General features: G+C 70.5%; 23 protein-coding genes and 1 pseudogene. 15 read left to right on the top strand and 9 right to left on the bottom strand.

Annotation, left to right across the window (positions count from 1 at the left end; translation table 11 throughout):
- On the bottom strand, positions 1–919 hold a 919-nt coding region (locus tag C1J00_RS14380; protein ID WP_102909479.1), incomplete at its 3' end, for a glycosyltransferase family 4 protein.
- A gap of 219 nt (positions 920–1138) precedes the next feature.
- Positions 1139–2134, bottom strand: coding sequence for a cell envelope lipid trafficking protein PgfA (gene pgfA, locus C1J00_RS14375; RefSeq protein WP_102909478.1), 996 nt, complete (start codon positions 2132–2134; stop codon positions 1139–1141).
- A 214-nt stretch (positions 2135–2348) separates the two neighbouring features.
- Between pgfA and C1J00_RS45265 the strand changes: the two genes are divergently transcribed.
- Positions 2349–2501 (top strand): hypothetical protein, encoded by a 153-nt coding sequence (locus C1J00_RS45265; RefSeq protein ID WP_180989555.1) that lies wholly within the window; start codon positions 2349–2351, stop codon positions 2499–2501.
- 2 nt (positions 2502–2503) lie between these two features.
- Positions 2504–3757 (top strand): PucR family transcriptional regulator, encoded by a 1254-nt coding sequence (locus C1J00_RS14365; protein ID WP_102909476.1) that lies wholly within the window; start codon positions 2504–2506, stop codon positions 3755–3757.
- A gap of 17 nt (positions 3758–3774) precedes the next feature.
- Here the strand turns inward: C1J00_RS14365 and C1J00_RS14360 are convergent.
- Positions 3775–4044, bottom strand: a pseudogene (locus C1J00_RS14360) (hypothetical protein); the annotation flags it as partial.
- A 200-nt stretch (positions 4045–4244) separates the two neighbouring features.
- Here C1J00_RS14360 and C1J00_RS14355 point away from each other — a divergent pair.
- Positions 4245–5018: an IclR family transcriptional regulator gene (locus C1J00_RS14355; protein ID WP_102909475.1), complete on the top strand. Its 774-nt coding sequence runs from the start codon at positions 4245–4247 to the stop codon at positions 5016–5018.
- On the top strand, positions 5015–5863 hold the full coding sequence (locus tag C1J00_RS14350) for an SMP-30/gluconolactonase/LRE family protein (protein ID WP_102909474.1): 849 nt from the start codon (positions 5015–5017) through the stop codon (positions 5861–5863). Before C1J00_RS14355 ends, C1J00_RS14350 begins: the two co-directional genes overlap by 4 nt.
- A gap of 53 nt (positions 5864–5916) precedes the next feature.
- On the opposite strand, the gene C1J00_RS14345 is transcribed toward C1J00_RS14350, so the two are convergent.
- The 3 genes from C1J00_RS14345 to C1J00_RS14335 form a co-directional block, all read right to left on the bottom strand.
- Positions 5917–7317, bottom strand: coding sequence for an FAD-dependent oxidoreductase (locus C1J00_RS14345; protein ID WP_102909473.1), 1401 nt, complete (start codon positions 7315–7317; stop codon positions 5917–5919).
- A 259-nt stretch (positions 7318–7576) separates the two neighbouring features.
- Positions 7577–8806, bottom strand: coding sequence for a DUF6545 domain-containing protein (locus C1J00_RS14340; RefSeq protein ID WP_102909472.1), 1230 nt, complete (start codon positions 8804–8806; stop codon positions 7577–7579).
- Positions 8803–9411, bottom strand: a complete 609-nt coding sequence (locus C1J00_RS14335) for a toxin-antitoxin system, toxin component family protein (protein WP_180989554.1) — start codon at positions 9409–9411, stop codon at positions 8803–8805. Before C1J00_RS14335 ends, C1J00_RS14340 begins: the two co-directional genes overlap by 4 nt.
- 250 nt (positions 9412–9661) lie before the next feature.
- On the opposite strand from C1J00_RS14335, the gene C1J00_RS14330 reads away from it, so the two are divergent.
- The 4 genes from C1J00_RS14330 (at position 9662) to arfA (ending at position 14418) form a co-directional block, all read left to right on the top strand.
- Positions 9662–11017: an extracellular solute-binding protein gene (locus C1J00_RS14330; protein WP_102909470.1), complete on the top strand. Its 1356-nt coding sequence runs from the start codon at positions 9662–9664 to the stop codon at positions 11015–11017.
- On the top strand, positions 11017–11955 hold the full coding sequence (locus C1J00_RS14325) for a carbohydrate ABC transporter permease (RefSeq protein WP_180989553.1): 939 nt from the start codon (positions 11017–11019) through the stop codon (positions 11953–11955). Before C1J00_RS14330 ends, C1J00_RS14325 begins: the two co-directional genes overlap by 1 nt.
- Positions 11952–12785, top strand: a complete 834-nt coding sequence (locus C1J00_RS14320; protein WP_102909469.1) for a carbohydrate ABC transporter permease — start codon at positions 11952–11954, stop codon at positions 12783–12785. Before C1J00_RS14325 ends, C1J00_RS14320 begins: the two co-directional genes overlap by 4 nt.
- A 118-nt stretch (positions 12786–12903) precedes the next feature.
- Entirely contained in the window at positions 12904–14418 is a 1515-nt protein-coding gene (arfA, locus tag C1J00_RS14315) for an arabinosylfuranosidase ArfA (protein ID WP_102909468.1), read from the top strand.
- A gap of 68 nt (positions 14419–14486) precedes the next feature.
- Here arfA and C1J00_RS14310 read toward each other — a convergent pair whose 3' ends face one another.
- Positions 14487–17459: a glycoside hydrolase family 35 protein gene (locus tag C1J00_RS14310; protein ID WP_102909467.1), complete on the bottom strand. Its 2973-nt coding sequence runs from the start codon at positions 17457–17459 to the stop codon at positions 14487–14489.
- A gap of 522 nt (positions 17460–17981) precedes the next feature.
- Here C1J00_RS14310 and C1J00_RS14305 point away from each other — a divergent pair.
- The 3 genes from C1J00_RS14305 (at position 17982) to C1J00_RS14295 (ending at position 19679) form a co-directional block, all read left to right on the top strand.
- Positions 17982–18635 (top strand): DUF4360 domain-containing protein, encoded by a 654-nt coding sequence (locus tag C1J00_RS14305; protein ID WP_102909466.1) that lies wholly within the window; start codon positions 17982–17984, stop codon positions 18633–18635.
- A 104-nt stretch (positions 18636–18739) separates the two neighbouring features.
- Positions 18740–19180, top strand: coding sequence for an RHS repeat-associated core domain-containing protein (locus C1J00_RS14300; RefSeq protein ID WP_146046186.1), 441 nt, complete (start codon positions 18740–18742; stop codon positions 19178–19180).
- Positions 19173–19679 (top strand): YciI family protein, encoded by a 507-nt coding sequence (locus tag C1J00_RS14295; protein ID WP_102909464.1) that lies wholly within the window; start codon positions 19173–19175, stop codon positions 19677–19679. The genes C1J00_RS14300 and C1J00_RS14295 overlap by 8 nt, the downstream gene beginning before the upstream one ends.
- Positions 19680–19769: 90 nt before the next feature.
- On the opposite strand, the gene C1J00_RS14290 is transcribed toward C1J00_RS14295, so the two are convergent.
- On the bottom strand, positions 19770–19952 hold the full coding sequence (locus C1J00_RS14290) for a DUF397 domain-containing protein (protein WP_102909463.1): 183 nt from the start codon (positions 19950–19952) through the stop codon (positions 19770–19772).
- Positions 19949–20791 carry a helix-turn-helix domain-containing protein gene (locus tag C1J00_RS14285; RefSeq protein ID WP_102909462.1) on the bottom strand — a complete coding sequence of 281 codons (843 nt, stop codon included), beginning with the start codon at positions 20789–20791 and terminating at the stop codon, positions 19949–19951. The genes C1J00_RS14290 and C1J00_RS14285 overlap by 4 nt, the downstream gene beginning before the upstream one ends.
- Positions 20792–20922: 131 nt before the next feature.
- Here C1J00_RS14285 and C1J00_RS14280 point away from each other — a divergent pair, with 131 nt between their 5' ends.
- The 4 genes from C1J00_RS14280 (at position 20923) to C1J00_RS14265 (ending at position 24521) form a co-directional block, all read left to right on the top strand.
- On the top strand, positions 20923–21414 hold the full coding sequence (locus C1J00_RS14280) for an ATP-binding protein (protein WP_102909461.1): 492 nt from the start codon (positions 20923–20925) through the stop codon (positions 21412–21414).
- A 170-nt stretch (positions 21415–21584) separates the two neighbouring features.
- On the top strand, positions 21585–21941 hold the full coding sequence (locus tag C1J00_RS14275; RefSeq protein WP_102909460.1) for a hypothetical protein: 357 nt from the start codon (positions 21585–21587) through the stop codon (positions 21939–21941).
- 157 nt (positions 21942–22098) lie between these two features.
- Positions 22099–23103 carry an arabinan endo-1,5-alpha-L-arabinosidase gene (locus C1J00_RS14270; RefSeq protein ID WP_102909459.1) on the top strand — a complete coding sequence of 335 codons (1005 nt, stop codon included), beginning with the start codon at positions 22099–22101 and terminating at the stop codon, positions 23101–23103.
- Positions 23085–24521, top strand: coding sequence for a family 43 glycosylhydrolase (locus tag C1J00_RS14265; protein WP_102909457.1), 1437 nt, complete (start codon positions 23085–23087; stop codon positions 24519–24521). The genes C1J00_RS14270 and C1J00_RS14265 overlap by 19 nt, the downstream gene beginning before the upstream one ends.
- The last annotated feature ends 131 nt before the right edge of the window (positions 24522–24652 follow it).

Genomic DNA, 24652 nt, shown 5'->3' with positions numbered 1-24652 from the left:
GCCCCCACCCCTCCACCGCGGACGGGTGCAGCAGCAGCCAAGCAGCACACAGCAGCCGGTGCTTCTCGGCTTCTGTGACATACCCGGCGAACTCGACGCCGGGCCCGGCCAGTTGCTCAAGGCGGCCCCGCTCGGGCCCGTCCCCGATGATCACCAGGCGCCCGCCGGTCACCGGCCGTACCCGCTCCCACAGCCGCAGCAGCAGATCGATCCGCTTGTACTCGACGAGCCGCCCGACGGCGACGAACAACGGCTCCGCAGAGCGCTCGGCCCTCGGCCCCGGCTCCTCGACCCCGTTGTGCACGACCCGGATCCGGTCCCGCTCGACGCCGATCGCCCGCAGCGCCTGCGCGGTCGAGGAGGACACGGCGACGAGCAGATTCCGCTGCTGCGCCCCGGTCAGGGCCCAGTGTTCGAGTCTTCGGCCGATCCGCGCCGCCGGGGCCAGCGGCCCGCCGAAGCGCATCGGCCACAGGTCGGTGTGGACGTGGTTGACCAGACACAGCGTCGGTCCCCGGTGCCACAGCGGCGCCAGGTAGGGCATGCCGTTGCACACCTCGACCAGCAGGTCACAGTCGCCGACCTGCCGGGTGAAGGCCGACCGGGCGCGCAGGTAGTGGCCGTAGGGGCCGCCCGCGGAGACGACCCGGTAGTCGCGGACGGGGGCACCACCCTGCTCGAGGGAGGCCGAGAGCTTGGGGGAAGCGGGCCCTCCGCACAGCAGGGTCACCTGGTGCCCCAGCCGGGTCAGTCCGTCGGCGAGTCTGTCGACCAGCAGCTCGGAGCCGCCGGCGGAGGGGTTGTCCAGATCACGATGGGCGAGAAAAACGATCCGGCGCGGATGTGGGGGGAGCGCCGGAAGGTGCTGCGACGCACTGGGGAGCGCGGCACGCAGCCGGGACGGTACGTGCTGGGGCATGGGTGCTCCAACTCGTGTTGGGGTGCGGAACTCAGCGTGGGGAAAACGTGGGGGGTGTGGTCGTCACAGGGGGTCGGTCTGTGCGGAGCCTGAGCTCTTCCTGGGAGGGGAGTGTGGACGGGATGTGCTCGGGGTGGGGTTGGACAGTTTTCGCCCGGACGTTCGTCACGGCTACTCACCGGCGTGACAATTTCCGGCTTTGTTGGAGCTGACGTCACATCACATCGTGAGGGTGGGCTGGGGCGTACCGGGCGTATCGGCCGGAACGGTGCTCTCCGGCTCCTTCCGCCCACGCGCCACGAGAACTCCACCCACCACCGCCAGCACGAAGCCGCCCACCGCCGCCCCGATCGGCAGCGTCGTGCCCACCATCCGCAGCTGCCCGCTGTCCCGCTTCGCCTGCCGCACGGCCTCCTTCTGCGTCCCGGTCGTGAACGAGACCTTCCGGCTGTCCAGCAGTACCGCCGCGTCCTTCTTCCCGCCCGGCGCCCGCAGGGTCCGCTTCGGGCCGGTCTGCGCGTAGATCACGCGGCCCGTCGCCTGGTCCACGACCAGCTCGAAACCGTGGTTGGAGTACCACTCCTCGGCCAGCACCTGCGGCCGGTTCGGCCGGTCGACGAGGCTGCCGGGCACCATGCGTGTGCCGGTCCTGGTCGGCGGCACGGAGCCGGTGAACCTGTAGCCCGTGTAGCCCTGGACCTTCGCGGTGCCCCGGTAGCGCAGCGCGACCGTGTCGCCGAGGGTGTTGTCCCACCACTGGTAGGAGCGTTTCTGCACGTCGAAGGGGAACTTCAGATACGCCTCGCCCTCGATGTAGGGCTTCTCCCCGCAGCAGTGCACCGGCCGTGTGGTCTTCCGGTCCATCACCCAGCGGTGCGGCGTGAAGTCCAGCGCGTCGTGCGGATCGGCGGCCGGCAGTGACTTGTCGGTGTCGACGGTGGTCGTCACGTCCCAGACGGCGTTGCCGCTGCGCTCGCTCGCCTCGACATTGCCCCGCACCCGCTGGGTCACGGTGATCTTCCGGCCGGGCACCGTCTCGATCCGGTCAGTGTCGAAGACGCTGCCCCTGCCGGTGTAGACGGCGGTTGTGTCGATGTCGATCGGGTTCACCGCTGCACGGGGCTCCACGTACCAGGCGAGCAGGGGCGCCAGCACCAGCAGGAACGTACCGAGGCCCAGCAGGACCAGGGAAAAGGGAGAGGTTGTACGGCGCATCCGGGCACTCCAGTGACTTGGGACGGCTCGACGTACGAGAGGGCCGGCACGGCGGCGGAATGCGCACGTGCGGTTGGGCCGGGAACCGTAGGCGGCTCTTGACGGAGTGTCAATGCTTGTCGAGACTGGGCGCGACAGGCAGGGACGGGACGCCGAGGTGGGGAAACCTCCGGACGATCTCCGGACGAATCCGGACAGAGAGGCTGACCCTGCGATGTCGAGACTGCTCGCTGCCGCGCTGACCGTCACGCTCGCCGCCGCCCTCGCCGTGGGCGCCGCGCTGGGCGTCGTCGCGCTGCTCGAAGCCACACCCGACCAACCGAACACCCCCCTGATCACGTACGAGCAAACAGACCAGGGGAGTTGACCGTGACGGCCGCCCGCACCGCAGCCGCCCTCACGACCCGTTCGGCCTGGCACGAGGTACCGCGCTTCCAGGTGCGCCGGTTCGCCGCGATCGCCATGGCCGAGGCACCCGCCCTCGCCGAGGAGATCCTCTGCGAGATCCAGCGCGAGTACCCGCATCTGCCCGTCGTCCTCGACGACTCCGGCGAGCCGATGGCCCTGGTCGGCATCCGCCGTGCCATCGAGGTGTTCGTGCAGCACCTGGAGCACTCGGAGGGACGCCCGACCGTCCCGCCCGGCGTCTTCCAGGACTTCGGCCGCGGCGAGGGCCTCAACGGCCGCTCCCTCGACTCCCTCCAGGCCATCTACCGCATGGGCGTACGTCTGGCCTGGCGCCGCTTCGCCGACATCGGCCAGCGCGTGGAGATCCCGCCCCCGGCGATGTACGAACTCGTCGACGCGGGCTACGAGTACCTCGACGGCCTGGTCGACCAGTCCGTACGCGGCTACGCCGAGGCCGCGGCCCGCCAGGCCGGCGAACGCCTGCGTCTGCAACGCCGCCTCATGGAGCTCCTGCTCGCCGAGCACCACCGCGGCGACCCCGCCGAGGCCCTGACCGAACGCGCCGCCCGCATCGGCTGGCCGTTACCGGCGAAGGTCGCGGTCGGCGTCCTGCTCCGCCCGGCCCGCGAGGCGATGGCCCCGGCGGTCGGCCAGGGCGTCCTGCTGGACATGGAGTACGAGCAGCCCCGCATGGTCGTGCCCGAGCCGGACGCGGCGGGCCGCTCCGAGCTCATGCACCGGGCCCTGGCCGGCTGGTCCGGCGCGATCGGCCCACCGGTCCCGCTCACCGAGGCGGCCAAGTCCCTGCGCTGGGCGGAGGCGGCGGTCCGCCTGATGGAACGGAACCTGCTGCCCTCCGGCGAGGTCCTCTACTGCACCGAACACACCGAGGCCCTGGTCCTCCTCCAGCCCGAGGAGCTCATCGACGACCTGGCCCTGAGGTGCCTGGCCCCCCTGACCCACTGCGGCCCCACCCACGGCCGGCGCCTCGCCGAGACCCTCCTGGCCTGGCTGGAGACCCGCGGCGGCGCCCCGGAGGTGGCCACCCGCCTGGGCGTCCACCCCCAGACGGTCCGCTACCGCCTGCGCCAGATCCGCGAACTCTGGGGCGACGAGATCGACGACCCCGACCGCCGCTTCGAACTGGAACTGGTGCTGCGGGCGCAGCGGTTGCGCGGGGAGCTGGGAGGAGTGCGGGGGCGGCGGGCCCGGTGAACAGCGCCGCCCCGGCGTCACACCGCGGCCCGCTCCCTCACCGCCGTCCGTCCGGAGGAGGGAGCGTCCAAGTGGACCATCACCGAGGTGTGGAAGCGGTGCACGGCGTCGTCGACGCTCCGGATGAATCCGGACTCCGCGCTGCCGCGGCCGCTTCCCATGCCCTTGAAGAGTGACAGCCGGAAACCGGCGATGCGGGTCGAGCTGTCTTTCGGCAGCAGATCCCCCGGTTCGGGACGCAACCGCTCCAGCGTGCCCCGCGGGCCGCCCGCCTCGCCCTCCACCAGTCTGCGACACCTGTGACGTGTCGCACACCGGGCACTTTAATGTGCACACCACGTGGATGTGGGGGGCTCGTGGGTTTCCGCAAGTAGGGCCTCTGCCCATTGCCCGGACATACCTCTATGGCTAGCCTGTGTTCGTCATGCCGATCGCCTGTTGAAATCTCGAACACAGGCGCCTGAAACATATAGAGAGGGGGCCGGTCGTGGGACGCCTCGTACCAGCCGTGACCCGGGCTCTCGACATTCTGGAGCTCTTCCTCGACGGGGACGGGACACTCTCCGCCCCCGACATCGTGCGCAAGCTCCAGCTGCCGCGCACCACCGTGCACGAGCTGGTGACCACGCTCGCCGCCCGGAAGTACATCGTCCCGATGCCCGGACAGCCGGGACGCTACCGGCTCGGCGTACGCCCGTACCAACTCGGAGCACGGTACTCCGAGCAGCTCGACCTCGCGGCCGAGGGGCAGCAGGTCGCCCGGTCCGTCGCCGAGACCTGCGACGAGACCGTGCACGTGGCGATCCTGGAGGACACGGACGTCATCTACATCGCCAAGGTCGACTCCACGCACGCCGTGCGGATGGTGTCGGCGGCCGGCCGCAGGCTGCCCGCCCACTGCACCTCCGTCGGCAAGATGCTGCTGGCCTCCCTTCCCGAGCCGGAGCTCACCGCGCGTTTCCCGGACAGCGCCCGGCTGGTCGCGATGACCCCCAACAGCATCACCGACCCGGGCGCGCTGCGCGAGGCCCTGGCCGAGATCCGTGAGCGGGGCCTCGCCGTGGAGAACCGTGAGTCGAACCCGGACGTGTCCTGCGTGGCCGCGCCGGTCCGCGACCGCACCGGGCAGGTCGTCGCCGCCCTGTCGATCTCCGTGCCCATGATCCGCTGGAGCGAGGAGCGCCGCGCCGAGCTGGAGCAGCTCGCCGTCAAGGGCGCCGCCGAGCTGTCCGAGCACCTCGGTCACCGGAGCATGGCATGACGACGCCGTACGAGGTCGCCGTGCGGGCCGAGGCCGAGCTCGGCGAGGGGCCCACCTGGGACGCGGCGTCCGGCCGGCTGCTGTGGATCGACATCCTCGGCTCCCGCCTGCACACCTACGACCCGGCCACCGGGCGCCGCACCGTCCGACGCACGGAACAGCACATCGGCGCCGTCAAGCCGCGCGCCGGCGGCGGGCTGGTGCTGAACCTGCGCGACGGAATCGGCCTCCTCGACCCCGACGGCGGCTTCCGCTGGCTCCATCACGAGCCGGTCCGGGGCCGCCGCGCCAACGACGCCGCCGTCGCGCCCGACGGTGCGCTGTGGGCGGGCACGATGCGCTACGACGAGGCACCGGGGGGCGGCACGCTGTCCCGCGTCACCGGCGAGGGCACCGTGGAGGTCGCGCTCGACGACGTCGCCGTCAGCAACGGCACGGGGTGGAGCCCCGACGGGCGGCTCATGTACTACATCGACTCCCCGACCCGGCGGGTCGACGTCTTCGACTACGCGGACGGGCGGATCTCCGGGCGGCGGACCCTCGCCCGGATCGAGGAGAGCGCGGGCTTCCCGGACGGGCTGACCGTGGACGCCGAGGGGTGCGTGTGGGTCGCCCTGTGGCAGGGCTCGGCGGTGCGGCGGTACACACCCGGCGGTGAGCTGGACCGGGTGATCGAGCTGCCGGTGCCGCTGGTGACGGCCTGCGCGTTCGGCGGGCCCGACCTGACCGACCTGTACATCACCACGGCCCGTACCGGCCTGACCGAGCCGCCCGCGTCGGCGGGTTCGCTGTTCGTGGTGCCCGGGGCGGGCAAGGGCCTGGCACAGCCGGCGTTCGCCGGCTGACCGGGGGCGGGGCGGGACCTGACCGGACCAGACCGGACCAGACCGCCCCTGCGTCAGCGTCCCGTGCGGTCCAGCCTCCGCAGGACCTCCCGCTCGTCCTCCGTCAGCGGCGCGCCCACCGCCGCCGGCAACGGCGGCCCGCTCAGCGTCGCCAGGACCGTCGAGGGCCGGAGCAACCGCGTCGGTCCCGTCGTCATGCTCATCACGTCCCAGACCGCCGACGCCGCCGTGTACGAGCCGGTCGCCGTGCGGATCATGCGGCGGGTGTAGGCGGTGACCAGGCGGTCGGCGACCCCGGGCGAGCCTCCACGTGTCCCGGGGTACCAGACGTCCTGGCTGACCGCCATCGCGTACGCGGCCTCCACCGGCCTGGCCGCCCGCCGCTGCACACGCCGGGCGAGTCCTGGTTCGCCGAGGCCGGACCGCCGTAGCTCGTGGTCCAGCTCCCGGGCACCCAGCGCGGCCACCGACATGCCCTGTCCGTAGGCGGGGTTGAACGTGGCCAGCGCGTCGCCGAGGACGACGAGGCGGTCGGGCCAGCAGCGGACCTTCTCCAGGTACCGCCGGTGATTGCTGGTGCTGCGGCTGACATGGACCTCGGTGAGCGGTTCCGCGCCGGAGATCAACCGGCCCACGATGGGGTCGGGCAGGTCCAGGGTGTACCGGAGGAACGCGTCCGGATCGGACGGCGGTTCGCCGCCGCCCCGGGTGCCGGCGAGGCTGACCATCCAGCGGTCGCCCTCGATCGGCAGCACCATGCCGCTGCGGCCGGGCCGTCCCTGGTACGGGTCGGCCTGCACCATGGTCAGGGGGAAACGCCCGGCCCCCTCGGGAGTGCGGTAGAGACGGGTGGCGTTCACCAGGCCGGCGTCCACCGTCTTCTCGCGCACGTCGTCGACGCCCAGCCGGGCCAGCCACGTCACGATCCGCGAGCCGCGTCCGCTCGCGTCCACCACGAAGTCGGCGGCGAGTTCCTCCTCACCGGCGGCGGTGGAGAGGCGGACCCCGGTCACCTCCTGCCGCGACCCCGTCAGTTCCAGCACCCGCGCCCTGCGGATCTCCACCCCGGTGTTGTCCAGCACAGCGCCGCGCACCGCCCAGTCGAGCAGGGCCCGGGTGCAGGTCAGCATCCGCGGTCCGGGGTGACGCCAGCGCCGGAACCAGCCCTCGGGCGTGAGGGCGACCATGCCCGAGCCGAGCGGTATCTCGTGCGCTCCGGCGGCGAGCAGATGCTTGCGCATGCTCACGCCCGGCACCAGGTCCTCCATGGCGGCCAGGCCGCCGGCCATGAGGAGATGCGCGTGACGTCCCTGCGGCAGGCCCTTGCGGTGCTCCGGCCCCTCGGGCAGATCGTCGCGGTCGAGCACGACCACCTCGTCCGCGACGGCGGACAGGGCCGCCGCGGCCAGCATGCCGGCCAGACCCGCACCGATGACGACAGCTCTACGCGACATGCGACTCCCCGCACTCAGCCATGAAGGCTCCTTTGCCCTGAGGGCATTCCCCGTCGTCCGGCCACAGCCGCGCGGCGCACAACACCCGTCCGCCGACACCGGTTTCGAGCCATGCAGGCCTCGCCCCGGACGGCTCTCACCGTACCTTCACGTTCCGTGCGCGGCCCCCGTGCGGGTCGCGTCCGTGCATTCCGTCGTGCCCGGGGCCGCCGGACCGGTCGGGGCCGCCGTGGCCGCCGGGGCGGCCCGTGGGCCGCGGTCAGCCGGTGAGCGACTTGCCGTCCATGTGGTCACGGGCCAGGGCGCGGACCGCCCGGAGGTCCTCCGTGCGGCGCAGCACCCGGGACACGGCGCCGATCTCGCGCAGCAGGTCCGTGGTGTCACGGGCACCGGTGCCGTCGTCCTCCCGTGTCCGGTTCCTGTCGTCGGCCGCGTCCAGGATCGCCGCGGTGGCGGCGAGGGCCTTCGCCAGGTCGGGCGGGTGGCCCAGGGCGAGGGCGGCGTCGTGGAACCGTTCGCGCCGGTCCTCGTCGATGTGCCGGGCGAGCGGCAGCAGCACGTCGCGGATGAACGTCTCCCGGCGGACCAGCCGCAGTTCCGGCGTCGCGCGCAGCAGGAGCGGGACCCCTGTGCCGTTGACCGTCCTCATCAGCAGGTACAGCGGCCGAAGTTCGTGGTGGGCGAGCCGGACGTGCCAGCGGCCGTGCAGGTACTGCCCGGCGTGCGGGAGGATGAAGCCGACCGCGATGAGCACGGCGGACAGGCAGGCGAGCGGCGGGGCGACGGCCGTGCTCAGCCAGTCCACGTTCCGCCCCGACCAACGGGCCACCACGGCACTGATCTTGGCGGCGTCGAAGAGCAACTGCGCCGCGTAGCCCACGCCGAGGAACTTCAGCCCCCAGCGCAGCAGCGAGTCGAGCCCGTCGGTGCGGACCCAGTTCCAGATCAGCCCGTTGGTGACCAGCGCGGCCACGGTGTGCGCGAGCAGGTAGAGCACGATCACTTCGCGCATGTACGGGGTGTTGGCGTAGTACGTGTCGAGATCCCGTAGCCGCTCCACCGGCACGTCCGCGAGGGCGAACAGCACCCACATCGCGACGATCACACCGGAATAGACCGCCACGACCCCGCGCATAGCGCGCCGGGTGCGGTCCGAGCGGTCGGACAGGCCGTTGCGCCAGGAGATGATCAGCAGCAGGCAGAAGGCACAGAACGCGGTGAGCAGCGAGTAGACCCAGGGCCCGGAGATGTTCGCCACGCCGGTGAACCGGTTGACCCGGGCGATCGTCGACGGCGCCACGAAGACGAACACCGCGCAGGCGAGCAGCAGCAGCCCGCCGACCGCGCGCAGCATCGGGTCCTTCCAGAGCCGGATGATGCTCGGCAGCTTGATGGCCAGGGCGGCGGCCAGGACCCCCGCGGGGATCCACCAGAAGTTCGGATAGAACTGGTTGACGAACTCGGCAGGGGTCAGCGCCACCGTCGTCACGGCGCCGCACCTCCTCGCGGCCGGTAGCCCAGCGACCGCTGAACGGGTTCGAGGGGCACGTCCGGGCCGCGCCCGCCCGGCAGCAGCGCCCGGCACCCCGCCGCCAGCCGATGGCCGAAGGCATCGGCCTCGGCCTCGTCCCGCTCCCGGGAGCCGTTGCGGGCGGCCACGCCCAGTGCGACGTCCTCCCACCCCGGCCGGTCGGCGAACGCGTGGGCCGCCGCCGCACCCGCCCCGTGGTGATGCCCGTGCCCCGCGTGCAGATGCCACAGCTCGTGCCCGAGGATGACCAGTTGCTGCACCGCCTCGGCCCGTTCCTCGACGATGACGAGGTCGAAGTCCTGGAACTCCACCCACAGGCCGGTCACTTCGATCTCGTCGGGGAAGCGCTCGAAGCGCAGCTCCACCGGCCGTCCGCCGCGCCGGGTGCTCATCTCCTCGCACAGCGCCCGGCACAACGACCGTACGTCGGTGGGGTGCAGGGGTCTTTTCCGGACCGCGGTGGCGAGCTCGGCGGCAAGGCCGCGCATGGCCGAGCCACTGCGTGAGCGCCTGAGCGGGGCGGAGAGCCGGGCGGCCCTGGCCCGCGCGCCCGCGATGTCCATCGCTCCCCCTTCTCACCGCCGGCCGACGGCCCTGTCGGCGCGTCCGAGACTACGCGCCCGAAAGTGTGCGCGTCATGCGATCCGACGTCCGATGTTCAAAGGGGAACGACCGTTCCTGTCCGTAAAAGTCCCGCCGAAGTCTGGCCGGACCATTGACGCGCAAGCGCTTCGAATTTACGGTCCCGTTCGAAGTAACGAGCGCTATCCGAAATACCGAACGGCTATCCGTCATCGATCGTAAGGGCAGGGCATGGGACGACCTGACCTGAATCGCAGGCAGCTTCTCGGCGGGCTCGGCGGACTCCTCGTCGCCGGCGGCTTCGGCTTCGCCGCGCTCGGCACCGGCGCCGACGCACTCGCCTCCGACGCCGACACACGGGTGCGCTACTGGAACCTCTTCAGCGGCGGCGACGGCTCCAACATGATCGCGATGCTGGACGCCTTCCGTGCGGCCAACCCGGACATCGCCGTCAAGGACTCCACCCTCCAGTGGGGCAGCCCCTTCTACACCAAACTCGCCATGGCGGCGGCGGGCAACCGCGCCCCCGACCTCGGCGTCATGCACCTCGGCCGCGTCACCGGCTTCGCACCCGGCCGCCTCCTCGACCCCTGGGACACCGGCCTGCTCGCCAAATACGGCGTACGGGAGGAGGACTACAACCCCACCCTGTGGAAGCGCGGCGTCATCGACGGCAAGCTCTACGCCCTCCCGCTCGACATCCACGTCCAGCTCTGCTTCTACCGCAAGGACGTCCTGAAGAAGGCGGGGCTCCTCGGCGACGACGGCCGGATCGTGCCCGTCACCTCCACCGACGAGTGGTTCGACGTCCTGAAGGAGGCCAAGCGGGCCACGAAGAAGGGGCTCCAGACCATCGGCATGTGGAACGCCGACCAGAACTTCCAGTGGTGGTTCTTCGTCGCCTTCTACACCCAGCTCGGCGGCACCTGGTTCAACGCCACCGACACCGAGGTCACCTTCGACACCGACAAGGCCGTCCAGGTCCTTCGGTTCCTGCGCCGGCACGTCACCGAGGGGTACTCATCCCCGGGCTTCGGAGGCCTGGCGAGCGCCGAACAGTTCATCAACGGCTCCCCCTTCGTCTGGGAGGGCAACTGGTCGGTCCCGGTCTACTCCGGAGCGAAGCTCGACTACGGAGCGACTCCACTGCCGCCCGTCTTCGGCAGGCAGGCCACCCACGCCGAGTCCCACTCCTTCGTCCTGCCGCACCAGTCCGAGCGCGGCGGCGCCACCAACGAGGCCGCCCACCAGCTCGCCGCCTACGTCGTCCAGCACGCCCAGCAGTGGGCGGCCGGCGGTCACATCCCCGCGTACACCCCCACCCTGTCGACCACGGCGTACAAGAAGCTGGACCCGCAGAGCGAATACGTCTCCGCCATGGACCACCAGGCCACCGAGCCCAAGGTGTGGTTCGCGGGCTCCACCGGCATCCTCGCCCAGCGCGTCGGTCCCATCGTCGTCTCCTCGACGATGGGCTCCGCCAAGCCGGAGACCGCGGCCGGCCGCATGAAGAAGGCGCTCACCCAGCTCCTGGCCACGAAGAACCCCATGGACGGGAAGACCGCCGCAGAAGGAGGTGCCGCCTGATGGCGACCAGCGCCCACACCATCGCCGCACCCGCACGCGCGACGACCGCCGCCGGCAGCGCCACCCTCCGCCGCAAACAGGGCTTCCAGCACGGCGGCTGGTTCGTCGCCCCGTTCCTGCTGCTCTTCGCCCTGTTCGTGATCTGGCCGCTGCTGCGCGGTGTCTACCTCAGCTTCACCGACGCCAACATCACGGGCGAGGGCGCGAGCTTCGTCGGCCTCGACAACTACCGCGAGGCCCTCGACGACCCCCTCGTGTGGGACTCCCTCGGCCACAGCGCGTACTTCACGCTCCTGGTCGTGCCCTGCATCACCGTCCTCGCCTTCCTCCTCGCGATGCTCGCCCACCACATCGAACGCGCCAAGTGGCTGTGGCGGCTCTGCTTCTTCGCCCCGTTCCTGCTGCCGTCCACCGTCGCGGCCAACCTGTGGCAGTGGCTGTTCAACCCCGGCACCGGCATGATCAACCACGTCTTCGGCACCGAGACGCCCTGGCTGACCGACAAGTCCTACGCGATGCTCGCCATCGTCATCACGACCCTGTGGTGGACCGTCGGCTTCAGCTTCCTGCTCTACCTCGCCGCCCTCCAGGGCATCCCCGGCCACCTCTACGAGGCCGCCAGGCTGGACGGGGCCAACGCCTGGCACCGCATGGTCCACATCACCCTGCCCATGCTGCGCAACATCACCGGCCTGGTCATCGCCCTCCAGGTCCTCGCCTCGCTCCAGGTCTTCGACCAGGCCGTCGTGATGATGGACTTCCTCCCCGGGCCCGAGGGGTCGACCCGCACCTTCGTCCAGTACACCCTCGAAGAGGGCTTCACCAGCTACCGCGTGGGCTACGCCTCCGCGATCTCCGTCATCTTCTTCGTGATCATCGCGGCCGTCGCCCTCGCGAGGATGTGGCTGCTGCGGAACCGTGAGGAGAGCGCCCGATGACCACCAAGGCGTGGACGCCCAGCCAGATCCTGCTCACCCTGCTCGGCACGGCCGTGTCGATCGTCTTCCTCGCCCCGTTCGCCTGGGGCCTGTTCACCTCGCTCAAGTCGGAGACCGAGGCCGTCGAGGTACCCGCGCACTGGCTCCCCGAGGACTGGACGGGCCAGGCATGGAAGGCCCTGTTCGAGTCCGGCAACATCACCAACTGGTTCGTGAACTCCCTGGTCGTCTCGGTCTGCGTGACGTCCGTCGTCCTGCTGGTGAGCGCCCTCGCCGGCTACGGCTTCGCCCGCACCGAGTTCCGCGGCAAGGGCGTCCTGATGGGTCTGGTCATGGCGGGCCTGATGATCTCGCCCGCCGTTCTCGGCGTGCCGCTCTTCACCACCGTCCAGCAGATGGGCATGGTCGACACCTACTGGGGCATGATCCTGCCGCAGTGCGCACCCGCCGCGATGGTCTACATCCTCTACAAGTTCTTCCAGGGCATCCCGCGCGAACTGGAGGAGGCCGCCTTCATCGACGGCGCCGGCCGCTGGCGCGTCTTCTTCACCATCGTCCTCCCGCTCTCCCGCCCCTCCTTGGCGGCGGTCGGCATCTTCACCTTCATCGCCTCGTGGAACAACTTCCTCTGGCCCTACATGGTGACCAACAACCCCGACCTGATGACCATGCCGAACGGCATCGCCACGGTGATGAACTCCTACGGCATCCAATGGGCCCAGCTCATGGCCGGCGGCCTGATGGCGGGCCTGCCGCTGATCATCGTCTTCGTGTTCTTCCAACGCCAGATAGTGGCGGGCGTGGCCCACACGGGCTTGGCAGGGCAGTAGAAGAGCGCACGAAGGGGCGCGGGGCTGTGTCCAATGTGCGGCTCCGCCGCGTGGGCGCGAACGACCCCCACAACCCGCAGCCGCCACACAACGGAACCACCCACCCCGAAAGGCGCACATGCACACCGCCCGCTTCACCCTCGACCCCGCATTCACCGTCGGCGAGGTCAACCCCCGCCTCTTCGGCAGCTTCGTGGAACACCTCGGCCGCTGCGTCTACACCGGCGTCTTCGAACCGGACCACCCCACCGCCGACGACAAGGGCCTGCGCCAGGACGTCCTGGAACTCGTCAGGGAACTCGGCGTCACAGCCGTCCGCTACCCCGGCGGCAACTTCGTCTCCGGCTACAAGTGGGAGGACTCCGTCGGCCCCGCCGAGGACCGCCCCCGCCGCCTCGACCTCGCCTGGCACTCGACGGAGTCCAACCGCTTCGGCCTCTCCGAGTACATCGACTTCCTGCGCAAGATCGGCCCCCAGGCCGAGCCGATGATGGCCGTCAACCTCGGCACGCGCGGGGTCGCCGAGGCCCTCGAACTCCAGGAGTACGCCAACCACACCGCGGGCACCGCCCTGTCCGACCTGCGCGCCTCCCACGGCGACAAGGACCCCTTCGGCATCCGGCTGTGGTGCCTCGGCAACGAGATGGACGGCCCCTGGCAGACCGGCCACAAGACGGCCGAGGAGTACGGCCGCCTTGCCGCCGAGACGGCCCGGGCCATGCGCCAGATGGACCCCGGCGTCGAACTCGTCGCATGCGGCTCCTCCAGCCAGTCCATGCCGACCTTCGCCGAGTGGGAGGCGACGGTCCTGAAGGAGACGTACGACCTCGTCGACTACATCTCGCTGCACGCCTACTACTGGCCCGAGGACGGCGACCTCGACTCCTTCCTCGCCTCCGCCGTCGACATGGAGTCCTTCATCGACAACGTCGTCGCGACCGCCGACCACGTGGGCGCACGCCTGAAGTCGAAGAAGAAGATCAACCTCTCCTTCGACGAGTGGAACGTCTGGTACCTGCCCGAGTGGGAGGCCCGCGCCAAGACCTTCGAGCAGGACGACTGGCCCGAGGCGCCCCGCCTGCTGGAGGACAACTACAGCGTGACGGACGCGGTCGTCTTCGGCTCGCTCCTCATCGCGCTGCTCCGGCACGCCGACCGCGTCACGGTCGCCTGCCTCGCCCAGCTCGTCAACGTCATCGCGCCGATCATGACGGAGCCCGGCGGCCCGGCCTGGCGGCAGACCACGTTCTTCCCGTTCGCGCAGGCGGCCCGCCACGGCCGCGGCCAGGTCCTGGACGTCCGCGTGGACTCGCCGACGTACGAGACGAGGAAGTACGGCGAGACCGACCTGCTGCACGCCACCGCCGTGCGCGCCGAGGACGGCACCGTCACCGTCTTCGCGGTCAACCGCAGCCGCACCGACGCCCTGCCGCTCGAAGTCGCCCTCTCCGGCCTCGACCTGACGCGGGTCGTCGAGCACAGCGCCCTCGCGGACGCCGACCCCGACGCCCGCAACACCCTCGACGAGCCCGAGCGGGTCGCCCCCCACCCGGTCGACGGCACGGCTCTCGCGGACGGCACGCTGAGCGCCGTCCTGGAGCCGCTGTCCTGGAACGTGATCCGGCTGGCCTGACGGGTCCCTGGGCCCCGATCCGGTCGGACCGGTCCGGCCGGCCTGTCGGGCCCCCGGGCCCGACCCGGTCAGACCGGTTTCACAGGTACCCCTCCGGCCGCGGCGCCCAGCAGCGTCAGCCGCACCTCGCCCGGCCCGGAGGGGGTGGTCCCGTCCGACAGCACCGCCAACGCCAGGGTGTTGGCACCCCGGGTGCGCAGGATGCCGTTCGGCAGCACGAAGGTGTGCTGCGGGCCCACGTCGTTGATGTACTGGCCCATGTTCCAGCCGTTGAGGAAGATCTGGACGCGGTAGGCCCGGCCCGGATCGTCGTCGAGGACGAGCCCGACCGAGGCGTCGACCCCCGGGGCGACGTCCAGCCGGAAGTCCGTCCGGTACCAGGTGACGCCCTGCCGCCGGTCGGACGCGGGCAGTTCGGCGTCCTTGAAGTCCTCGTCGTCGTACTCGGGCAGATGCCAGCCCTCGCGCTCCCCGTGCAGCCCGCCGTTGTTCATCGGCCCGCGCACGGGATCCGGCGTGGCGGTGCCCTGGATACGCCACTTCACGCCGGGGGAGCCGCCCTCGAAACTGACGGCGGTCAGTCCGCGCGCGGCCTTGTGCGTGTCGAGCGCCTCGCCGTCCATGTCGTGCTGCATCCGCCGGACGAGCACGGACAGCACGTGCCGCCGCTCCGGCTCTCCCTCGCGGAGCTTCTTCCGCAGCCGCTCCGGCAGGTCGAAGCCGGCCTTCGCGGTCCACGTCCCCTGCCGCGCCCGGTACTTGTCCGGCACCGGCATCCGGTGCGTGCCCAGCGGCTCGCCGTCCAGCCAGGCCATCAGCAGGCCCTGCGTGCCCGTGCTGTAGGCGAGGGACACCGACTCGATGCCGCTGTCGCCGGTCCACTCGCCGCGGTACCAGACGTCGCCGTAGTGGAAGCCGTAGTCGTCGGCGAACAGGACGGGCTGCCCGTCGGGTACGGGCGTGGTGCTGAACGTGGTCTCCTTGTCGGCCGTCGTCCACTCCGAGTCGTCGAAGTCCGGTTCGGCCTCCGGGTTCCCTGCCCGCCGCCGCCAGCCGTCCAGGGCGGGCAGGACCGGCCGGGTCACACCGGGCAGCGGCCGCAGCGCCAGCAGACTTCCGGAGGCGCTGATCCGGGTGGGGACCGGCCGTCCGTTCCAGGTGACGTGGGTGATCCCGCGCGGCCCCCACACCTCAAGACCGGTCGAGCCGGTGGTGTCGCCGGTGAGATGGACCGTGGAGCCGCGCAGCTCGGCCGAGCGCAGCAGGGCAGGACCGTAGACGAGGAGCGGGCCGGACGGGGTCTCGTGGGGCCACAGCCGCAGGGCGGTGGCGTCGTCGGCGAACAGCACCAGCATCGGCGTGTCCACACCATCGCCCTCGACCCGCACCCGGCTCAGCCCGCCGGCGCCGAGCGGGGCCGTGATGAAGAGCTTGCCCAGGTTGTACGACCAGGCGGGCTCCGCGTCCAGCCGCATGGGCGTCGGCTCGTCCGCGCACTCCAGCACGACCTGGGCCATCTCGCCCCGGCGGCCCGTGAACACCGCGATGTCCTGCCGCCCCGCGGTCAGGCTCAGCATGGGCTGCACGGTGGCGTGCACCAGCGTCCGCCTCCCGAGCCTCAGATTCGCGGCGATCAGTTTGGCGTCGCGAGCCGGGACGGTGACCGGCACGTCGATCCCGGCGTCCGGAAGCGGCGAGGAGACCGCCTCACCGGTGTCGTTGCGCAGGACGTAGAAGTGGGACCCGGTGTCGGGGTTGGACAGGTGGTAGACCTTGATCCGCTCGTCGGCCGCCCGCACGGACTTCGCCGGGTTCAGCCTGGCGAGGTCGGGCACGAACCGCAGCAACTGCCCGATCTGGTGCATCGGGGCGAGCTTCGGGGTGGCGTTGCGGGCCTCGTCGAAGGCGGCGCCGTAGTCGTACGAGGTGTAGACGGCCGGCGCGGGCAGCCAGCCCCAGGAGGTGCCGCCGTACGTCATGTAGACGTTGTGCAGCGTGATGCCGTTGGCGAGGTTGGTGAGGTAGAAGCGCCGCTCGTACGCGGCGTCCCGGGTCCGGCGCGCCTCGGCGTACCCCTTGCCGTCGAACGAGGACCCGCCCCACGGGTCGAACCAGCCCCCGCCGACCTCGGGCATGAACCCGGGTGTCTTCGGGCTGGCCGTCGCCCCGCCCTTCTGGCCGCCGGTCCCGAACGATCCCCAGTCCGGCGGCACCCGGTCCGGCTCCGGGTACCCGTCGAACCCGTACAGCCAGCGCCCCTTCTCGCCGCCGGTGCCGAACGAACCCGGGGCCCAGTGGCCGCCTCGCCCCTTGTCGTTGTGGAACAGCGGCACGTCGATGCCGTCGGCGCGGACCTTCTCGTACAGGTACGACATGTAGGCGCGCCCGGACGGCTCGTCGACGTGCGTGTCGTACTCGTTCTCGATCTGATAGAGCAGGACCGTGCCCGTGCCCCGCGTGAACAGGCGTTTCGCGACAATGGCGTTGACGGCCGTCAGCCACTCGTCGACATAGCGCAGATACGTCGGGTCGGAGGTCCGGGCCCGGCCCTCGGTGGCGGTCAGCCAGCCGGGGAAGCCGCCCGCGTCGACCTCCGCGTTGATGTACGGCCCGGGCCGCAGGATCACGTACAGCCCCGTCTCGGCGGCCGTCCGCAGGAACAGGTCCAGGTCGCGCACGCCGGTGAAGTCGTACCGGCCGGGGGCGGGGGAGTGGTGGTTCCAGGCGACGTACGCGCTGACGGCGTTGTAGCCGTGGGCGCGCATCTTCTCCAGCACGTCCCGCCACAGCGACGGGCTCGGCAGCCGGAAGGGGTGCATCTCGCCCGACCAGAGGACCAGGCGGCGGCCGTCGACGATCAGGGAGTGGTGGTCGAAGCCGATCTCGTGCGGCCGGCCGTCCGCGCTCGGCACCGGGGGCGGCGGGCCGGTGCGCGTGGTGCGTGCGGGGTGGACGGAGGTCGGCGACCCGCTGCCGGTCAGCGCGAAGCCGAGCGCCGCCGTGCCGGCCAGAGCGTGGAAGGTACGCCTGCTGAGCTCCAAGGGAGCGCCTCCTGTTGTGCCTTGCGATACGTGGTGCGTGTGCGGGTGTTTGTGCGTGTGCGGGTGTCTGTGCGGGTGTCTGTGCTTGTGCCGGTCGTACGGGTGTCTGTGCTCGATATGGTGCCTGGTGCGGGTGCCCGATGTGGTGCGTGGTGCGAGGGGCGTGTGCTCAATGTCTACCGCGTGACGGCCACAATGGTCCTATGAGGATCTCGGCACGTGCGGACTACGCGGTACGAGCGGTCGTGCGTGATCCTCATTCCGCCGTCGGGATATCCCGGTCTGAGGTGCTGGTACGACGCACCCGGTGCGCCTGCCGGTACCGGGTGGAATTCCCGCCAGTGTGAATGGCCGGAGAGCGACCTGGCCGACCCCTGCCGCCCTGCGTACGATGCGACCGCTCCCGCTCTTCACATCTCCTTCATGGAATGGTCACTGGCGGGGGTGCATGTACTTGCCTGCTTGACATGTGCATGCTCATTTACCGTCACGATCCACCCCCCACGAACGGATGGGAGAACCATGGCCGGTGGGCTGCTTCTGAGCGGCGCGGTAGCCGCGCTCCTCACCAGCGCACTCCCCGCACAATCTCCGTCCTCCGGGTTCGACGACCCGCCCCCGGACAAGATCATCATCCAGGTCGCCACGGTGAACGGCTCCGGCTGTCCGCAGGGCACGGCAGCGGTCGCCGTCTCCGAGGACAACACCGCCTTCACGGTGACCTACAGCGACTACCTCGCCCAGGCGGGCGGGAACTCCGAGCCGACCGCGTTCCGCAGGAACTGCCAGCTCAACCTGAAGGTGCACGTCCCCGGCGGCTTCACCTACGCCATCGCGAGCGCCGACTACCGGGGATTCGCCTCCCTCCAGCGGGGCGCGAGCGCCTCCCAGCGGGCCTCGTACTACTTCCAGGGCTCGCCCAGCACGGTGTACAAGAACCACCCCTTCAGCGGCCCCCTCAACGACAACTGGCAGGCCACCGACGAGACGGACTGGGCCCAACTGGTCTACGCACCCTGCGGAGTCCAGCGCAACTTCAACATCAACACCGAACTCCGCGTCAACGCCGGCACCCAGTCGGCCGACAAGGTCAGCTTCATGACGATGGACTCCACGGACGGGGACATCAGCACGGTGTACCACCTGGCGTGGAAGGAGTGCCCGAAGAAGTCGTGACGGTGTGAACGGGGGTGGCTCACCGGGCCCGCTGTCGGGCGAGCCGGGTGAGCCACCCTTGGTGCTGCGTTCAGGAGATCGCCTTGATCGCCTGCCATCCTCCCGTGCCGACCACGACGGGCGGACCGAGCAGGCCGCTCCTGCGGCCCGGGACGAACTCCAGCCCTGCCGTAGCCTTCGACGTGGTGGTCCACAGGTCCGGAACGCCGTCACCGTTGGAGTCGCCCGACGCGGTGAGCAGCGGGCGGGCGGTCGGGGTCCACCCGGTGGCGTACGCCGTCCGGTTGGCGGCCGACCCCAGCGAGGCCGGGGTCTCGGTCGACCCGATGGTCGACTACGGCCAGCCGGCCACGATGAATCCGTACGCCTACAGCAACAACGCACCGGCGACCTTCTCCGATCCCACGGGCGAGTTCTTCCCGGTCCTGATCGGCATCGCGGCCCGTATCGCCATCCAGGCGGCGATCATCGCGGCACGCAAGGCGGCCCAGGCGGCAGCCCGGCGGGCGGCGGCACTCGCAAGCAAGCGGGCGCTCGATGCGTGAGGAACTGGGGGAGGCGCACTGGGCCTACATGGACCAGTACGAGGCGGAGTTGATCGCCCGTGGGCCGACCTTCGCCGATGACGGGGAGACACCGAGCGGCAGTGTGCACATCGTCGACCTGCCGGATGCAGCCGCCGCGCGGGCGTTCGCTTTCGGCGAGCCCAACTACCAGGCCGGGGTTTACCGGGACGTGCTGCTGCGGCGGTGGCGCAATCTGTTGGGGCGGACCATGTGGGAGTTCCCCGGTGGGCCGAGCGGCGGGAACCGGTTCCTGGTGCTCGGCTTCGGCTCGGGAACGGCCGTCGACCTCGACGTGCCGTACGACCGGGACGAACTGATCGCCTACGGGCCTCTGCTGTCCGACGACGGTGCCGTGTGGGTGGGGACGGCAGCGCTGGTGCGGGCCCCGGACGCGGAGGCGGCGCGTGCCGTGCTGGGCCACCAGGGGCGGTACGCGGGCATCGAGGTGCACGCGTGGGAGTTCGGCGGGCGGCGGTGACGAGGGGCCCAGCCCAGTGAGAGACGGTTGGTGCCGGGGCCGTGTGCCGTGGAAGCACGACACCGGCCAGGAAGCGGGCGGCCCCGACCGTTACTTGCAGGCGTGCGTGAGGAAGGCGGACCAGGCGGTGGGGGAGAGGGTGAGCTGGGGGCCCTGTTTGTTCTTCGAGTCGCGGATGTGGACGGTGTGGGGGCGGGTGGCTATTTCCAGGCAGTCGCCCGAAGCACTGCTGCTGTGACGGGACTTGCGCCAGGTCATGTCGGACGTGTTCATAGCTCTCCTCGCATCCGCTCCAGCAGGCTCACTGAGTCCTGCATGGTGAGTGCCTGTGAACGCATCCTGGCATACCGCCTCTGGAGCACGCTGACCACTTTCCGGTCGGCGATGAGCTGGCCACTCTCCTGTCCTTCGGTGTAGGCGAACCACTGGTTCTCCGGCGTCTCCAGCAGTTGGAAGGGCCCTTGCATCCCCGTGTGCGACTCCTGCACGAGCGGCATGATCTGGATCTCGACGTTCCGCAACTGTGCGACTTCCAGCACAAGGTCGATGAGGCCTCGGGTGACATCCGCCCCGCCGGTGCGCCGCAGGAACACGTGCTCCTCCAGGATGAACCCGAACGCCGTGTTGAGGCGTTCCCGCAGCAGCTTCTGTCGTTCGGCTCGGGCGGCCCATCGTTCATCGATCTCCGTGTCGTCCAGAGGCGGCAGATGGTCGAGAGCCATCGCCCGCGCGTACGCCTCCGTCTGCAACAAACCCGCCACCATGCGGGACTCGTACGTGTAGAGGGCGATCGCCGTCTTCTCCAGCCGAGCCCATTGGCGGAACCACGCCGCGAGTCCCGGCTGCCGGGCCAGGCATTGCGCCGCCCTCTGCAACGCCCCCGTGTTCCCCAGGGCCTCCTCCGCCCGCTCCACGAACACCGGATCCGGCATCCGCCTCCCCAACTCCACGGACGCCACCGTGTGTTTGGAGAACATCACCAGCTCGCCGAACTCCTCCCGGCTCAGCCCGGCGTGTTCCCGCAAGCCCTGGACCACCGCCCCGAACGTCCGCAGGCTGTCCGACGACTCCGGCTCGCCGCCCGTTCCCGCCCCCACCGCGCCATCGACCACCGTCGATCACCTCCCGCGCGTCATGGTTACGGCACGTCACCGGTACTGTCCAGTCCGTGACCGCGTACGCCGCACCGGAGTACACGGCTCCGACCTCGCGCGGAGGGGTTCCGGCGCGGGACATTGGCCGCATGACAGCACCTGCCACTCCCCAACCCGGCGTCACGGTCCGTGTGTTCGTACAGCGTCTGCGCGCCACTCCCCGCGGCGCCCGCATGGCCCGGCATCTGGCCGTCGGACGGTTGCACAGCTGGGGCATCCCGCACGGGACGGAAGCCTCCGACGCCGTCGCCCTGATCGTCTCCGAGCTCGCCGCCAATGCCGTGACGCACGGGCGCGTGCCGGGCAGGGACTTCGAGCTGCGGCTGTCGCTCCTCGGTGGCAGCGTCCGTGTCGAGGTGTCCGACACGCACAGTGGGCCGCCGAGCCCGCCGAGCCCGCCGAGCCCGCCGAGCCCGCCGGGGCCGCGCGGCGTGGAGCGGCCGGGCTCCCTCGACGAACACGGCCGGGGACTGCTCCTCGTCGCCGCGCTCGCCGACCGGTGGGAGGTCCTGGAACGGAAGCCGGCGCCCGGCAAGACCGTACGTGCCGAGGTCGGACTCCTGCCGGCACCGGTACCCTGAAATGATCTGCGGCGCACCGGCGTTGGCGATGTCATGACGCAGCGACCGGCACCTCGCCTCCTGTCCGACGCGGCTGGACCGCCCGCAGCTGGGAGACCGTCACCCGGTCACTGGGCGACTTCCTGACGGCGCTGCCCGCGGAGGCGACCGCCCTCGGCATCGGTTTCGGGATGCCGTTCTACGGGCGGACCGGCGGCGGTGCGCCCCTCCTCTTCGACGTGGAGTGCGGCGACCGGCTGTCGATCGGCTGCTTCGCCCCGGACGGCGTCGACGCGGCCGCGCTCGGCTGGGGCACCGTCGCCGAACACCCGGCCACGGCCTCGGTCTGGGGTGACGACGATCCGGTGTGGCGCGTGGAGGCGGGAGGCCCCGGCGAACCCAAGGGCCGCGCCCTGGCGGAGATGCTCGTGGCGACGGCCAGGGCGGCGGGGGTGAGCGAGCCCGCCGGTCTGATCGTCGGCGGCGAGGCCGAGTACGTGGACGGCTACGACGTCAGGTACTACGGGCTGGGACTCCCGACCGGCTGACGCTTCCGCGCCTCGCTCGAACTCCTATGGTCTGCGCAGCAGTTGCTGCGCGGACCATTGACGCGCAAGGTGTTCGATTCTACGGTCCGTTCGAACTTGCGATCGCTGTCCGAAATATCGGGCAGCTCTTCACCCCCACCGCAAGGAGAGGACCCGCATGAGCCGCAGTCCCCGCAGTCCCCGCAGCCCTCGAACCCTCCGCAGGCGAACCGCCCTGCTCGCCCTCCCCGCCGCCGCCCTCCTGGCACTGATCCCGGGCACGGCGTCCGCGTATCCCAACCCGGGCCGGGTCACCGGCGACATCGTCACCCACGACCCGTCGATGATCCGCACCTCGTCCGGGCAGTACCTGCTCTACGCCACCGGCGGCGGCATCGCCAACAAGACCTCCGGCGACCGCACCGCCTTCCGCAACGGCAGCGACGCCTTCTCCAGCCGGCCGGGCTGGTGGCGGAACTACTCCTCCGTGCCGGAGGCCTGGGCGCCGGACATCTCGTACCACGGCGGCAAGTACCTGATGTACTACTCCGTCTCGAAGTTCGGCTCGAACACCTCCGCCATCGGCCTGGCCACCTCCAGCACCGGCCGGCCCGGCAGCTGGACCGACCAGGGCACCGTCTACACGTCGAACTCCGGCAGCGACTTCAACGCCATCGACCCGAACCTCTTCGTGGACGACGACGGCAAGTGGTGGCTGTCCTTCGGCAGCTGGTGGACCGGGATCAAGATGATCCAGATCAACCCGTCCACCGGAAAGCAGCTCGGTTCCAACACCGCGCGGTACTCACTCGCCTCCCGTCCCACCGGGACCAAGGCCGTGGAAGCGCCCTTCATCGTCAAACGGGGCGGCTACTACTACCTCTTCGCCTCCTACGACACCTGCTGCAGCGGGACGAGTTCGACGTACAAGGTCAAGGTCGGCCGGGCCTCCAGCGTCACCGGGCCGTACCGCGACAAGAACGGCGTCGACCTGATGAGGAACGGCGGCACCCCCGTCCTGGAGTCGCACGGCAACGTCATCGGCCCGGGCGGTCAGTCGATTCTGAAGGACACCGACGGCGACCTGATCGTCTACCACTACTACGACGGCAACGCGAACGGCACGCCCAAGCTCGGTGTCAACCTCCTGAACTGGAGCAGCGGATGGCCCGTCGCCTACTGACCCTGCTGGCCGCGCTGCTGCTGGCCCTGTCCGTCGGTCAGCCCTCCGCGAGCGCCGCCTCCTTCGCCAACCCGGTCAAGTCGGTCAAGGGTGCCGACCCCTGGATCTCGTACCACGACGGCAACTACTACCTGGTGACGACGAGTTGGACCGACGTCATCACCATCCGCAAGTCCACCACCCTCGCCGGGCTCTCCACCGCCCCCAGCGTCCAGGTGTGGAAGGGCGACGCCGCCTCCCGTTGCTGCAACATCTGGGCGCCGGAGCTGCACTTCCTCAACGGCCGCTGGTACCTGTACTACGTCGCCGGGCAGAACGTGTCCGACTACAACCCCACGCAGCGCAGCCATGTGCTGGAGAGCGCGGGCTCCGACCCCATGGGCCCGTACACCTACAGGGGGCAGCTCAACAACGCGTGGATGCTGGATCCGAGTGTGCTGAACGTGGGCGGCCGGCTGTACATGCTGGGCAGCGCCAACACCGGTGGGACGCAGAACGTCGTCATCGCGCCGATGTCGAACCCGTACACCGTCAGCGGCGCGTACTCGACGATCTCCACACCGACGTACGCCTGGGAGCGGCAGGGCGGCACGGTCAACGAGGGAGCGGAGGTATTGCAGCGAAACGGCCGCACCTTCCTCATCTACTCGGCCAGTGGCTGCTGGACGCCCGACTACAAGCTCGGGCAACTGGAGCTGACCGGCTCCAACCCGCTGTCCGCCTCCTCCTGGACCAAGAAGTCCACACCCGTCTTCCAGCGCAGTGACGCGAACGGGGTGTACGGTCCCGGCCACAACGGCTTCTTCACCTCGCCCGACGGCCGCGAGAACTGGATCGTCTACCACGCCAACGACTCCGCATCGGATGGCTGCGACAACGGCCGTACGACCCGGGCGCAGAAGTTCACGTGGAACTCCGACGGCACGCCGAACCTCGGTACGCCCGTCCGGCTTGGGGCGAGCCAGGCCGGACCGTCGGGGGAGCCGGCCTCCGCCTCGACGACCTACACCGTCACCAACCGCAACAGCGGCAAGTGCATGGAGGTGACAGGGGGTTCATCGGCCGACGGGGCCAACGTCGCGCAGTACACCTGCAACAGCAACGCCAACCAGCGCTGGCGGCTGGAGGACCTCGGCGACGACACCCACCGCTTGGTGAACGTCGCCACCGGCAAGGCCCTCGACACCGCCGACTGCTCGACGGCCGACGGCGCCGACCTGCGCCAGTGGTCCTGGCTGAACAACACCTGCCAGCGGTTCCGGTTCGTGGCCACCGACGGCGGCTACGTCCGCATCGCCAACCAGGCCTCCGGCAAGGTGGCCGACGTGGCGAACTGCGGAACGGCAGACGGGTCGGACATACGCCAGTGGGCGTGGTTGAACAACCATTGCCAGCAGTGGAAATTGAACCCGGTGTAAGAACAGCTCCCTAGGGGTGCGGGGAATCGCGTGACCAGCCACAACCCACCCGCACCCGCCGAACTACCCGACCTGCCCCATCCCCGCCGCGTTGGGCCAGCTCTGCGCGGCGGGGATGGGGCAGGTCGGGT

Source organism: Streptomyces cahuitamycinicus, assembly GCF_002891435.1.
GTDB lineage: Bacteria > Actinomycetota > Actinomycetes > Streptomycetales > Streptomycetaceae > Streptomyces > Streptomyces cahuitamycinicus.
The sequence above is the reverse complement of the archived record's forward strand: the minus strand, read 5'-3'. Positions and strand labels throughout refer to the sequence as shown.

Bases quoted from the DNA above. Each gene is read 5' to 3' on its own strand.
- pgfA (WP_102909478.1), bottom strand. From the start codon at position 2,134: ATGCGCCGTACAACCTCTCCCTTTTCCCTGGTCCTGCTGGGCCTCGGT.
- C1J00_RS45265 (WP_180989555.1), top strand. From the start codon at position 2,349: ATGTCGAGACTGCTCGCTGCCGCGCTGACCGTCACGCTCGCCGCCGCC.
- C1J00_RS14350 (WP_102909474.1), top strand. From the start codon at position 5,015: ATGACGACGCCGTACGAGGTCGCCGTGCGGGCCGAGGCCGAGCTCGGC.
- C1J00_RS14345 (WP_102909473.1), bottom strand. From the start codon at position 7,317: ATGTCGCGTAGAGCTGTCGTCATCGGTGCGGGTCTGGCCGGCATGCTG.
- C1J00_RS14335 (WP_180989554.1), bottom strand. From the start codon at position 9,411: ATGGACATCGCGGGCGCGCGGGCCAGGGCCGCCCGGCTCTCCGCCCCG.
- C1J00_RS14330 (WP_102909470.1), top strand. From the start codon at position 9,662: ATGGGACGACCTGACCTGAATCGCAGGCAGCTTCTCGGCGGGCTCGGC.
- C1J00_RS14325 (WP_180989553.1), top strand. From the start codon at position 11,017: ATGGCGACCAGCGCCCACACCATCGCCGCACCCGCACGCGCGACGACC.
- C1J00_RS14320 (WP_102909469.1), top strand. From the start codon at position 11,952: ATGACCACCAAGGCGTGGACGCCCAGCCAGATCCTGCTCACCCTGCTC.
- arfA (WP_102909468.1), top strand. From the start codon at position 12,904: ATGCACACCGCCCGCTTCACCCTCGACCCCGCATTCACCGTCGGCGAG.
- C1J00_RS14305 (WP_102909466.1), top strand. From the start codon at position 17,982: ATGGCCGGTGGGCTGCTTCTGAGCGGCGCGGTAGCCGCGCTCCTCACC.
- C1J00_RS14295 (WP_102909464.1), top strand. From the start codon at position 19,173: ATGCGTGAGGAACTGGGGGAGGCGCACTGGGCCTACATGGACCAGTAC.
- C1J00_RS14290 (WP_102909463.1), bottom strand. From the start codon at position 19,952: ATGAACACGTCCGACATGACCTGGCGCAAGTCCCGTCACAGCAGCAGT.
- C1J00_RS14280 (WP_102909461.1), top strand. From the start codon at position 20,923: ATGACAGCACCTGCCACTCCCCAACCCGGCGTCACGGTCCGTGTGTTC.
- C1J00_RS14275 (WP_102909460.1), top strand. From the start codon at position 21,585: ATGCCGTTCTACGGGCGGACCGGCGGCGGTGCGCCCCTCCTCTTCGAC.
- C1J00_RS14270 (WP_102909459.1), top strand. From the start codon at position 22,099: ATGAGCCGCAGTCCCCGCAGTCCCCGCAGCCCTCGAACCCTCCGCAGG.
- C1J00_RS14265 (WP_102909457.1), top strand. From the start codon at position 23,085: ATGGCCCGTCGCCTACTGACCCTGCTGGCCGCGCTGCTGCTGGCCCTG.